8 protein-coding genes are annotated in these 12,467 nt (G+C 50.6%); 4 read left to right on the top strand and 4 right to left on the bottom strand.

Features of this window, described 5'->3' with window-relative positions; translation table 11 throughout:
* Positions 1-75: 75 nt before the first annotated feature.
* The gene (locus ACGYLX_RS10270; protein WP_394449240.1) at positions 76-402 is read left to right on the top strand and encodes a hypothetical protein; all 327 of its coding nucleotides are present in this window, start codon (positions 76-78) and stop codon (positions 400-402) included.
* Complete coding sequence (locus ACGYLX_RS10275) at positions 389-1,918, top strand: hypothetical protein (protein WP_394449243.1); 1,530 nt, start codon at positions 389-391, stop codon at positions 1,916-1,918. The genes ACGYLX_RS10270 and ACGYLX_RS10275 overlap by 14 nt, the downstream gene beginning before the upstream one ends.
* A gap of 332 nt (positions 1,919-2,250) precedes the next feature.
* Here ACGYLX_RS10275 and ACGYLX_RS10280 read toward each other — a convergent pair whose 3' ends face one another.
* Positions 2,251-2,892, bottom strand: a complete 642-nt coding sequence (locus ACGYLX_RS10280; RefSeq protein WP_394449246.1) for a recombinase family protein — start codon at positions 2,890-2,892, stop codon at positions 2,251-2,253.
* A 452-nt stretch (positions 2,893-3,344) separates the two neighbouring features.
* Here ACGYLX_RS10280 and ACGYLX_RS10285 point away from each other — a divergent pair, with 452 nt between their 5' ends.
* A complete protein-coding gene (locus tag ACGYLX_RS10285) occupies positions 3,345-3,815 on the top strand; it encodes a hypothetical protein (RefSeq protein WP_394449249.1) in 471 nt (156 codons plus the stop codon).
* 1,043 nt (positions 3,816-4,858) lie between these two features.
* On the opposite strand, the gene ACGYLX_RS10290 is transcribed toward ACGYLX_RS10285, so the two are convergent.
* Positions 4,859-6,355, bottom strand: a complete 1,497-nt coding sequence (locus ACGYLX_RS10290) for a hypothetical protein (RefSeq protein WP_394449252.1) — start codon at positions 6,353-6,355, stop codon at positions 4,859-4,861.
* Entirely contained in the window at positions 6,300-8,867 is a 2,568-nt protein-coding gene (locus tag ACGYLX_RS10295; RefSeq protein ID WP_394449255.1) for a hypothetical protein, read from the bottom strand. The genes ACGYLX_RS10290 and ACGYLX_RS10295 overlap by 56 nt, the downstream gene beginning before the upstream one ends.
* Positions 8,868-9,627: 760 nt before the next feature.
* Here ACGYLX_RS10295 and ACGYLX_RS10300 point away from each other — a divergent pair.
* Positions 9,628-11,613 (top strand): DUF6538 domain-containing protein, encoded by a 1,986-nt coding sequence (locus ACGYLX_RS10300; RefSeq protein ID WP_394393574.1) that lies wholly within the window; start codon positions 9,628-9,630, stop codon positions 11,611-11,613.
* A gap of 292 nt (positions 11,614-11,905) precedes the next feature.
* On the opposite strand, the gene ACGYLX_RS10305 is transcribed toward ACGYLX_RS10300, so the two are convergent.
* Entirely contained in the window at positions 11,906-12,358 is a 453-nt protein-coding gene (locus ACGYLX_RS10305; RefSeq protein WP_394449258.1) for a hypothetical protein, read from the bottom strand.
* Between the last annotated feature and the right edge of the window lie 109 nt (positions 12,359-12,467).

The raw sequence follows: 12,467 nt of genomic DNA on the forward strand, positions 1-12,467 counted from the left end.
GGTAGTGGCGTAAGAGGGTGAATTAGTTGACCCAAGGCTGTAAGAATCGAAATTATACCTTTATGGAGCAATAATTTGGCTGAGATTGTGTTGCGAGTTCGGTCAGATTTGGTGGCTGACTTCCAGACCTTTTGGAAGGAGCTTCGAGTTGCCGAAGCACTAGAGCCAGAGGCTGACCTTACCGCACCAACTATTTCTGACAACTTTGACGGCGCTGCCGTCGGAGCGTGGGTCCTTGAAATCAAACCTTACTTGGCACCTGTGCTTTCCGCAGTATTCACTTACTTGGTTGCAAAGCGGGGTGAGCTAGAAATTCAAAAGGGTGACACAACTATCCGGATGAAAAACCTGAAGCCTTCACAATTGAAGGAGTTCCTGGCCGCATTAGATGAGCACCTATAGTGGCTTATCGGTAGCTGATCGTCGGAAGCTTAAGTCACTATACCGTCGAAAAACTGCTGGACGGGTGAGATTGCGTGACAGAGTGTCGATCAGGAGGACTATAGATTTCCTGACCTCCGAATATAATTTTGATCGGGAAGACCAAAATTTGGTCCCTGTTTCCACACTTGAATGGTCGAGCACTTCGTTTGCGTTTGGTGAAAAGCGGATTGCCTTACTGGATGTCGAACAAGCTAACGCCGTCAGTTTTCTTTTGGCCAAGAACCTGCTTCTTGAACGACCAATTTTTCCCTATGTGGAGTTTATGATCAGAGCGTCTGAGGCGTTTCACAGTTCTGGTCAACCAGGAACAGCGTTACTTGTCGCCAAGAAGGCAAACGATCGATTGCGTTCCTACGCTCGAGCAAATGGCCAGTTGCCTTACATACCAAGACCAATGGCCGCTAAACAGAGCTTGTTTGATGGTATTCTGGCTGATCTCGTGCTGCCTTTTGTGGTGGGGCACGAGTTGGGGCATCTCGCAGCAGGCCGAAGTGAGCATCAATCAGAAGTGATTGACTGGGTAAATGCTAAGTACGATGAACACAGGCTGGAACCAGGCCGATTTAACGAAGTAAAGCATGAGCGGTTTCTTAAACCTGAGTGCGTTCAGAAGTTTGACCAGCAAGGTAAGTTTCTGGGCGACATATTGCTAGGCACAAAATTTGCTAAACGCTTTGATCACATACGAAGATTGCAACTCGGGGAGGTGCACTCAGACTTTTGGGGTTTGCTCGCACTCACAAACAATGCTGCTGCCGCCCAAGTCGAACCTGAACTAGCGGCAACTATGGTCATCGGAATTCTGGAATACTCAGAGATGCTGATGGGTTTGAAACGGCTGATGCCAAGGTTGCCCAAGAGAGGTTCAGCCACCAATGTGACATTTGAGCATTCTGCTTTGGGGCTTCGTAGATTCATGTTAATTGAAGTCATCGATGCAATTCGTAGCAACAAGCTTGCTGTTCCCGATCCAGTTCGTGCTTACTGGCAAAGCCTATCAGATCAGTCGATGCAGAGATTCCAGCAGTTAAGTGCTTCAGGCGAGTTGCTTAGTGTCTCAAATCGCTCAACACATATCGCAAGGGGTGCACTTCTGGTGAGTTGCCTCGGGCACCTGCCCGAGGCTCCGACAGAGGAAATGGTCATGAATAGATACGGGCCCATGGCTGGTAATGGCTTCTTTTTAGCAAGTTGCTTAAAGATTCCGGAGCATTGGTTTAGGATTGATCAGCATCACAAGTGGGAACCAAACGAACAGGATGAAACAGTCCCAATAGGATTTGGGTCAGCAATTTGTGACATTGCAAATATAGTCAAGAAAAATGCCACAATACAAAGCGCAGAAACCTACCTTTCGAAAAAAGGCCTGCTGGAAGACGAAGTGATGTTAGGCTTGATACGGCACCCGAGGGTTCAAGTTTTCCAGAGACGTTTGATTGGCAAATGGCCGCATAAGATTATGAGTAGATTGTAGCTTTTCGCATTCGGTGCTTTTCCAGAGCCTTGACAGTGTTTGCAGTAACATCTGATCTTGGACTGGAAAACCTTGGCGCAACCGCCGCGAATTGCCGCTTTGTTCACGATTCAGTCATTGCGCCAGTTTCTTTGCACCATCGCTTTCAGTATGAAGGTGTCTTTAAGTTTACAGGCAGTTTGTAGGTCAGTCACTAGGTGTTCTCGCGACTAACTTTATCCACGTCGGTCAAACATGGGTAGGTGTCAGTCCCTGAGTGCATCTTCAGCCAGCTTGAGAAGGGCGCGATATTCTAGACGGTCCTAAAGGACTTTTGAGGCTTGAATTTAGGCTTAGTTGGCAGACCACCTGTTCAGTGCTTTCTGTGCTTTTTCTGGGTGATCCCTAATTCGCAAAACGGTTTGGCGTGAGAGGTCGCAATCACGTGCAATGCTGCTGATCGAAAAGCTTCCCAACTCTAGTAGCTTATGCACCTTCTCAAGCGTTGCCTGATCAAAACTTGGCTTCTTCCCCCGGTACTTGGTTTTGTCAGTTTTCGCGTGAAGTATGCCGGCTTTCTGGGCTTCCTTGGTGGCTTCCGCCTGAGCCTGTGCGGTCGCAGCCATGAATGCAATGAGAGCATCTCTGACTGCCTTTTGGACCGGGTCTGTCGTAGAGCCATCAAACGTAAAGTTGTTGATGACAGTTCGGATGATTACTCCTTTCCGCATGAAGGCCCGTATCGTCGTAGTAACGTCATCATAGTTGCGGCCCAGTCGATCCACCCATCGCACAACGAGCACGTCACCGGCACGTAGTATGTCGAATAGTCGCTTGGCTTCAGGCCGGTCACGGAAGGGGATGGAAACGCCGCTAACGCCATCGTCAGTAATGACGCGGTCAATATTAAACCCCGCGTTTTTTGCATGGGAAAGTTGATGTTCGGCGGTTTGGTCGTTGGTTGATACTCGGGCGTACAGAATTGTTTGATGCATCTACAGAATCGTCCGTTAGGGTCATGTCCGTATATTAGCATGTCCGATGAGGTAAACCAATGCTCTCGGACAGGGCAGGGGCGCAAATGACCCTGTCCGTCGGGGTATACCTTTATGGACGTTGGAGAGATGATAGCCACGCTCTAGAAGTCGTCCCGGTCTAGCGCTGAATTTTAGCGGTTCGTTGCAGTTCAAAAAAAAATCCAGAAAATTACATAAGCTATTGTATTAAATAGATAATTGTGGTACTTTGAAAAAGTCAATCTTGAGCGATTCGTGCGCGCTTAAGCTTCTTCCTCAGTATAGCTCGCATGTTTGCATCCTAGCTTTTTGGAGCAGTAAGTCGCCCAATTTCGACTGTGCTGCAGCCTGAAATTTTCATTTTACTAAATACAGATAGGTCAGTTTTTTTACTGGGTCCTGTGGGGCTCGTTGACTGGAAAGGAATTTATATGACTACAAATCAAAGCCACACAAATAATACAGTGGATATCCGCGCAGAACGCGAGCGCTATAAGAAGTGGCGTGGCAGTGATCATCAGCTGGCCCTCGCTATCAATGCCGCTTGCGCATCAGGGGGCGCACCAGCTCGTAAATACTTCGAAATGGCATTGACCCGGGGGAACAGGGTTGAAGACATCGAAGGTTGCCTGAAGCGGCTTAGCGCGGGCCTCATCATGAGATATGTTGGCAGCGTTTGGTATATCAATGCCAAGAGGGGTTTGTATAATGCTCGCATTGAGAAAATGCTTGCAAATATGAAGGAAGCGATCGCGCGGAAAGTTCAATATCAAACGCGCCGGGTACTGGTGGGAGCTTCAGCGACTTGTGTTCGCCCCATCTACGTACGTGTTCGTGGTTACTGTTCATGGACGGTTGAGGTCCTGCTAGCTTGGGAGGCGGCCCGGCTGGGCGTCCCCTAAGGTAAGAGGCCGTTGCCTCGAAACCCGAAGTAGTTCACCCCTAACCGGATACTGTAACGTCAGCAGCACCGAAAGACCGACAAGTTTTTATAATTCTAAGCACTGTTCGAAGAAGTGATTCCTCGTGCAGTGCGCAAGCGTATCTACTTAAAATAAATTCTTTAAATCTTAGAACGTTGTACGTTCGTAAAGCTGCTTCGCAGCAACCCCAAAGGGGTTGGGTTATTAAAACCTTTAGAAGCCGTGAGGCTTCAGAAATAGAGAGTTTGAATGATTATTAGGATTCAAAATTTACAATATTCATGAGCGTAGCGAATGGTTATAAGTCGAAGTACTTATAACACACTTATAAGGGTATAAAAATTCATGTTCGCTATGCTCACATGTTCGAAGGATCGAAGGTTTACATCAGCCCAATTGATCCTTCTGTACGAGTGAAACGAGTGCTAAGAAGAAGAAAAAATCAGTTCTAAACATCCTGGATTGCAGCCCGTTAGACGATCATCCCTACGGGATTTCATGTCTATAGAAGGGGCAGTGCTGTCTGTTTTTAGGGCCCTTGGCTAGATAAGAAAGGTATGCACCTGAATACTGTTCTGTAGCTGAAAGCTGGCGAGTAAATAGCAACGGTGTCGTTTCAGCCGTTTCGGCACCCTTAGGAGGCTCCATTCTGAGCTTAGCGGGACCTGGGCCGGCTTAGGATAGCCTGTGGTGTTATAGTAGTTCGAAGGTAATAGCAGGCGGGTCGCGACTGGTAGCGGAGCCAACTAACGTTCTGCACCTGACATTAGATACCTTGCCGTCCGATGGGGCGTTCCCGTTGCACGTGCTACGGCGCGAGAGTCATCTACGCGACCATCCTATCGTTCGTTACAGACCCTCAGTCTACGCCGCGATTGTGAAGACCATAGGGAGGAAGGGCGGATTGCCGACATTCGCTGCTTTCGCGAAATTTTATGCTTGATACAGACAAAGCAGACATTCAGGAAGTACATCCAGAGCTCGTCCCCCTTGTTTTCTCCCCCACAGGGCGTCCGCCGAATTCATGATCTTTTCTTTGAACTAACACCTTTTGAATAGGCGCTTGGCTTGGGGAAACCGCCTCTAACAACCACAACAACTATTGCAATAGCTGATTGACCGACTTGATGAACAAAAAACTCAATATCGTCCTCCGGCGCTCCCACTGGGGCAGCTTTCTCCGACGTTTCTAGAACAACAAGCACACCAATTCTCTTGCCGAGCCCAAGAGCATAAGCCGCTGTTTGATCGAAGTACTTTTTGAAGTCGTTTGGATAGAGAACTTTGTCATTCTCAACCTTAAGCTCGATGGGAACATCCATGAATGTGAGGTCGGTGATCCCGCCCGCAGCCTCTTGGTGACCTTGAAGGTTTTCGCCAATTTCGGCCCTATTCCGCAGCAATTCGGTCGCCTTCTCTTGGAACAAGCGTTCGGAGGTACCAGCTGAAAATGTTCCCTGCTTCAGGGCTTGAGCTGCGATGTTACCCAGCCCACCAAGAACTACCATCGTGTTGGCAAGGTCACTCGGGTGCAGGCCAGGGAAGCTGCGCAGTCTATCTCTCAAACCCAATAGATGCTGATCTACATTTGAGAAGCCCGTCAACGGATTAGAAGCAACATCGGTGCCTTCCAGGCGGAGTTGCCGGTGCCCGACTATCGCAACCTTACGACAAGACGATGTATCGTCGAATTCCGCAGCATACTTGAACTCGTAAGGCCGCGATCCAAAAGAATGGGCTACCTCTAAAATCGCCCGTTTGGTACCCGTGAGAGAAAACGGTCCTTTTCCTTCAGGCCTCTCAAATCTGAATTTTGGCAGCCATTCTTGCTCCCGAGTTTCCACAGTGACCGGTATTAAGTCTAGTGTGTGTGCTCCTTTGGGCCAGTTTGATACACGAACTTCGATTGTAAGGTCATAGGCAGTGCCGGGAACCATATAATTCCACTTTTGAGCAGGCTCTCCATCAATGTCGAATTTTAAGAAGGCAACTGTCGTATCGAGCTTCTCCGGCTTCTGGGCAGCCTTGTCGGAGATCGGCACTCGCAGACCTGTATGGCCCTGGTTCGGAACTTCGACAAACATTGGTAAAGGAAGCTGCCATCTAGACAAATGGCAGACAAGGTCCTTCAAATCTTCACTGTCAACAAGTGCTTCAACCTGATCGAGAAACCTAGAGAGTCGGGTACTTCCACCATATGCTGCGGCCACATCCATTTCAGAAGCTTTGATCTTCGCTGAAGATATGAAGCGCTGTGCATCGGGTTCTGCGCTTCGCAGCGCATGTTTCCATTCTGCCAACACTACAAAGAGACCCACGCCAGCGAGATAAGCTCGATATTGATTCTCAACTTCGCCTTGGCCGAGCTTTGAAACCTCGACTTCCAACCCTGAGACGGCCGTCTTCAAGCGATCCAAGTTATTCGAAGGCGGCTGCAAGGCGCTGCCGACGGCAGCAGCTACTTCAATCCTCGAAGAGAAAGCGCGGCGGAAAATCTCGAAGTTTAGCTCGTTCTTCATTCTCATTCTCCAGGTCAGCTGCGATCCCAGCCCAACGCTCACTTAAATCGGAAATTTCTTCGGCATCGCCAATGGCGTGTTCAATCTCCAGAGCTGTCGTAACCAACGCTGTTTCAATCCTCCAAAGCTCGTTTCGTTCTTCTTTCGGAATTTCGGCTAGCAATTGTTTGAACATTGTAGCACCGACGTTGAATGAGCCCGCTCTCGAAAACACAGCAGCCAAGAAGATGGTTTCTAGAAAGTCTTCTCTTCTGAATGGCTTAAGCGCCTCAAACGCTTTCTCTAGCTCTGCAGTGCTTTCCCGCAGCTCTTCAGGGGGAGCTCGTAAGATAGCGGCCACACAATCGTCTGTAGATATTGAGCGAGTGTAGTCATCCTGCAGTGCTTTAAGCGCTACCTTGGCGAACCCCGGCACATCCCGAAAACCATACAACAATCGATCAACTGCTCGGTACAAAGCTGCACCCTCAAGAGTAAGCAGGATGCCGGTCAGGACTTCTCCGAACCTTCCTTGCCGCTCATCCTGCGACAAGCACAAATATGCCAGAGCGTCGATGCAATCGACGGTAAATTCGTTCGTTTTATCCTCGTTGGCATAGTGAAGAATCAGGTTCAAAATACTGCTCTTAACCAATTCGCGTTTATCTTTGGGTATCGACCTACGCCGCAAAGCTTGAACTGCACTCCGGTGAACAATCACATAGGGGTCAGAGAAAGAAACGGCCAACGCTTCAAAGAACAAATCTGGAAAATGCTCGACAAGATCATAAGGTACTTTTCCCCAAGCCTGGACAGCGCTTGCTCGAACCAGAGTACTCTCATCCATAAGAGCTCTGTACCATTCAGAAAGGACCCAATTCAGGCTTTCTACGCCTGAGAGTAGTTTTGAAACGTGAGAAATCATGTTCCCGCGCATTTGAGTTTGGTCTTCGGGTAAGCGTCGATAAAGGTCCAAAAACTCTTGAACTCCATTGCGCCCCTTAGTGCGAGCGCCAACCGCTGCCCACTCGATCAGCGCACCCTGCAAACTATCAATTGCTGTGCGCTTGCTGCGGATATCCATCTGCGCGAGCGTATCGCTAGTAACCTCCAAGGATTTCTTCGTTCCAACTGCTTCATATTTCTCGCTGAGAGTTGCAGCGGCACCGATCAAATCATCGAAGTGTTCAACTGCCAAAGGCGCAAATTCATCCCATGAATGCCGAAAAAATTGGGTCGCATCATCCATTTGAGCATCTGGATTTTCCACTGCCGCCCACAGCAGTCTTTTGAAGGCAATCCGCTGCGCATCACCGATCTCGATCTCTTGATCGTATTTGTTCTTAAGGACGGACCGGTAAATTCGAAACGCTTCGCTCTTTCCCGTGTCATCTCCGTCGGCGAGAAATGACTGAATTATGCGGTCAGCCTCATCTGGGAAAAGATCAAGGCATCGAGAGGCCGCTTCGCGAAGATAGTATAGTACACTACTGTCTCTACGTTCACTCGGAAGAAGGTTTCGTCGCCGCATCAATTTGGCAAAGATCGTTCTAGAATGCTTTTGAAGGAGATCATCATCCCGTACGGAGAGTATGATCTCTACCGCGGCTCCAATCTTTGAGGGGTTGGTGTCGCCAATGAGCTTTTCAACGACATCGCAAATGTCAGCTCGCCTTTTGGAGTATAGGGTCTTAACAGGTGTCGCATCTAAACGAACGGGATCGTTACCCCCCATATGTATGCCAGGGGGAGGACCTAGTGCTAAGGACGTGAAACGGCGAAGAACATTGCTGAGATCGTCACTAGAAAGCAAGTCGGCATGTTCAAGCACAACTGCTGTCGCATCGGATGACTTGTCGTATCCGCCCACCAACTTGACCGCCACTGCAACTTTCTCTGTTTTTTCGAGAGACGTGCGCAGAAGTGCCTTAGCGCCAGGCGTCGAATACGGGAGCTGCTGATACAAAACATGCGGCAACAGATGGTCAATTATTTGCCGCGTGAATGACTCGGGAGCGAGATTTGCCAGTTGCTCTAGACGTGGATCATTTCGATCGACATCGTCTTCATCCAATTCGTCCAACAGATCGAGGACGAATGTCTCTTCTATTTTCAGGTGATCCCGGAGGAGCGCCCTTGCCTCACGCCGTGACTGTTGCTCTGCTTTGCGCTTCGAGTCTTCGGCTTCCCGAGCCTGCTTTCGAACTCTTGCAGCTTCTTCACGCGGAGTGATGAACTCCATGATATTAGGGATACCGACAGCAACTCGCTCAGAACAATCCTTGCAGTTGTTTAAATAGAAATCGTATGCGGAATCTTCCAAAAGCCAAGAGTGCATTGTGTTCTTTTTGGAAAATTTGCATTGAACACCCATTTGTCCAATTGGCAACCCGGTCGCAGCTTCAATCATTCCTCGACCTGCGGATCGAACAAATTCGGCGTGATAGCACCAATTGCTAAGTAGTTTGGTTGCCCGCAGATTGCGCCGTCCTGCTTCGACGGCATCTTTGTAACTTTCTTCGAAGTCTTCCAATGATCGCCCCACGCTTGAGATTACTGACTAGACCTTAGGGAGAACGTATCGTGGCACTCTAACACTTGCCACCCTCAACGTTTGATGCTGCACAATTCGCGAATGGCTGGTTTGCGGAAACCCCATCGCGGCGAACAAAATTGTTGCGAGTGTCCGGTATGAGGCCGATCTCTCTCGGCTGATTTTGCGGCGGCTGCGAAATGGTCGAGCTACTTGTTCATTAGAATGGGGAATATTCGCTCAGACGGCGAGACCAAGTAAAATTTTCCAAATACCCACAATCTTTAACCCGTTTTTTGAAATCGGTTATCAGTTCATGTGAGACAAAGGTGGATCGTGGAAATTTTGTTCAACTCTTTGTTGATTCGCATGTTAAAGTAGTAAACAGCTCAGCTTGTCGTATCGATACGACAAATTCGCAGAGACCTTACGCACCCTTATCGCATCCTTTTCTCAAAATGGAGTGATGCTTTCGGCAGACCATCTTTCGAGTTTTTCGGCTCTGGTCTCTGCTTTTATAATTTATTTGCAATGGCTTATGTGCATCTTCTGCCAGTCTTGTATGCCCTTGTCGAAGCTGTTTCGATCCCTACCGCCGGAGCCAATTTTCTGGTAAGCATCTGAGAATAAACGCATTTCGTGTTTGGCTCCGATGTTGTTCCCCCGAGTTGGCAGATTTGGTTGCACACGAGGTTGCACATCGGGTTGCCTCTGCTCCTTTTCACCCATCGAAGTAGGCTCTCCGAAACCCGGAGATTGCATGTCCCTGTCAAGTTACCTCTACCAGCAACGCGGACAATACTATTTTCGTCGGCGTATCCCTGAGTTATCCACATCTCGTTCGCCCGTCTTGGTCTCGCTAGGGACGAAAGACCCGAATCTTGCGCTTACATGTGTTGGGATGCTGACCATGGAGTTCGAAAACGTGCTGGATGCGTTTACCTTTGTTTTGGACGAGATCCCAGAAGATCTGCTGCACCGTTACATGAAGGTGCGGTTGACGCAGTCGATTCAGGAATCGCGTCGTCAGCGGCGGCTTGAATGGATCTTGGGCCGGTCCGGTTTTGCCGCTCCGGAAAACCGTGAGCCTCTCCGGATTGCATTGGCTTCTCTCTTGCAGAACGGCATTGGGAAAGCGTTTCCGCCTAGCCAAATCAATCCGGAATGGTCGCCCGACATGCTGGCGAACGTTATGCGGTGTCACCAAGCAGAGGGCCATGCGCTTTCGGCGCCGGAAACGATAAATGCACTGACAGAGGAGTTTACCAGGGCGACAGGAATGATTCCGAAGTCGATGGAGCATCGCGCTCAGATCATGGAGGTCTATCTGCAGGCGCGGCTTGCCTCTCTGGACTGCCTTGATACGGACAAGGTGTCTGTTCGTGAAACGTACCAGAGCATGCTCCGCGAGATCGCGAAGCCCGTGACCGAAGGCATCCCAATGCAGGAGGCCGCTAATCCGCAAACTACGGCACCACCAACGAATGTTGCCGTTGCGGCGAAACAGATCGAACCTGAACATGCGATTGCTGAGCCTACTCCCGTGTGTCTGACTCCCGGCGTTCAGCTTTCTGAGGAGCCGTTGACCATCCAAAGATTGACGGAGCAGTTCGAGGCAGCGCGAGACTGCAATGAACCGCTACACCGTTCGCCCGCCAAACAGCCTTACGGCGTAGACATCGCGGGCGCCTGCGAGCGCAGCATCAAGATCGCGCAGGCAAAGGGCGAAATGGACGACAAAACCGCCGACCAGCGGCGCTCTCGGGTGAAGACGTTTTGTTTGCTGACAGGCATCCAGACCGTCACGGAGGTGGAACAGTATCATTTCCGGATCTTCGAAGAGCGGATTGAGGACCTCAGGAATAATTTCTTGAAACGAAGAGACGATGCCTTCCTGACCTGGGCGGATCTCGAGACTGAAGCGCAGGAATTGGAAGATGAACAACTGGGTCGCGCTCCCTCGACGTATAATTCGTATCTTGATCAAATTGGTGCTGTGCTGAAGCATGCGCGGGCCAACGAGCGGTCTGCCGTAGATGTCGACCTTGATCCCTCACTGCTACGCCGGCGGGAGGATGTGCGCGCCCGCAGCAAGCGCTCTGCTTTCCAGCCTGACGAGATCAATGCGCTGTTTCAGCATCCCGTCTGGCAGGGCTGCCGCAGTGACGGCAGGCGGCATGAACGCGGTAATGAAGTCATCAAAGATGGACTGTTTTTCGTGCCACTGATGGTCGCTTATTCGGGCGGGCGGATGGAAGAAGTCGCCGGTCTGACCGTGGATGCGATCGTTGAGGTCGATGGCCAGTACGGGTTTGATATTCGCTCTCATGAGGAACGCCGGATCAAGAACGCGCACAGCGCGCGGCTGATCCCGATCCATGAGCATTTGCTCGAGCTTGGTTTGCTGGAGCATCGCGACCGGACGATGTCCGAAGGGGAGAGGTTGTTGTTTCCCGAACTGCGCCCGACCAGCGCCAAGAAAAAGTTCATGTCTGCCCTGAGATACAACTGGCGGAAGCTTCGCGAGTGTCAGCTGGATGGCAACCCAAAAGGCCTCGATGGTCATAGCTTGCGCCACAGTTTCAATCAGGCTCTTAAAGTACGGCCAGAGGTCCTGAAAGACGTCCGCCTTGACCTTCTCGGGCACGCCGGGGCGGACCTCAACGAGGAGGTGTATGGGGATGTGAATGGGATGCCGTTCGACCTTAAGAAAGCGGCAATCGATCTCTTGCCCCGGGTGTTCTGAATTAGCTCAAATCCTAGGGCTGTGGCGCCGCCCCCACGACAGTTTCGAGTTCGAACGGGCGGGTGACGTGGGCGCCTACCATTCAGGCCGTATTGATCCGTCTCAGGTGGTTTGCTGACAATGCCACGAGTGAAGTGGACCAGACGATGCCTCTACCTGAAATGCTTCCCGGTCGCGCTGCGTCCAGCGGTCAGAACTGGAGCTAGACTGGCTCTTCGGAGCTTCTGCAGTTTTTTTTAGTAGAGGGCGTCCTTACGGTGGAATAGGCCAATCCCCTCGCAGGTGAGCGCGATCAGCCTTCGAGACCTACCTTAAGAAATGCACGCGCCATAGCGTTGAGGTGCCCTTCCGCTTCCTGCCGCACTTCTTCCACAGCCTTGGCGATCTCTGCCGACTGCCTGGCGAGAAGGCGTTCCTGTGAGGCGCGAAGGTTACTGTTCTCGGTCTCAAGCCTCCGAGTCTTCTGGCGGAGTGTTTCGACCTCCTGACAGATTTCTTCGAACGTTGCCCGAAATTCCACCAGCGCGGCCGTAGGGAATTCTTTACTATCGCCTCCATCTGCCTTGCCGGTGACGTAGCCCCTATCTTCCGCCCGGCTCAGCGCCGACGAAATCCTGTCATTGGACACGCCAAGGGGACACATCTCCTTGATTTCCGAATATGTCGGTTTGCGACCTGCCGTGCCGAAGAAGTCGGCGATGAGTGCGTCCAGCTCCCGGTCAGTGTGCTTGGCCTTCCGGCTCATAATTGTCGATCCCATCCGTTGTTGTCGCAGGTTAGACTTATGCGCAGCGACAACGCACCGGAGAGGTTATCCACAATTTTCAGTCTTTTCTGCGCGTCTGGGCCTAAAG

The organism is Sulfitobacter sp. 1A13496 (assembly GCF_043557225.1).
Classification (GTDB): Bacteria; Pseudomonadota; Alphaproteobacteria; order Rhodobacterales; family Rhodobacteraceae; genus Sulfitobacter; species Sulfitobacter faviae.

Excerpts from the sequence above, each read along its gene's own strand:
- ACGYLX_RS10275 (WP_394449243.1), top strand. The coding sequence starts at position 389 with ATGAGCACCTATAGTGGCTTATCGGTAGCTGATCGTCGGAAGCTTAAG.
- ACGYLX_RS10280 (WP_394449246.1), bottom strand. The coding sequence starts at position 2,892 with ATGCATCAAACAATTCTGTACGCCCGAGTATCAACCAACGACCAAACC.
- ACGYLX_RS10285 (WP_394449249.1), top strand. The coding sequence starts at position 3,345 with ATGACTACAAATCAAAGCCACACAAATAATACAGTGGATATCCGCGCA.
- ACGYLX_RS10290 (WP_394449252.1), bottom strand. The coding sequence starts at position 6,355 with ATGAAGAACGAGCTAAACTTCGAGATTTTCCGCCGCGCTTTCTCTTCG.
- ACGYLX_RS10300 (WP_394393574.1), top strand. The coding sequence starts at position 9,628 with ATGTCCCTGTCAAGTTACCTCTACCAGCAACGCGGACAATACTATTTT.
- ACGYLX_RS10305 (WP_394449258.1), bottom strand. The coding sequence starts at position 12,358 with ATGAGCCGGAAGGCCAAGCACACTGACCGGGAGCTGGACGCACTCATC.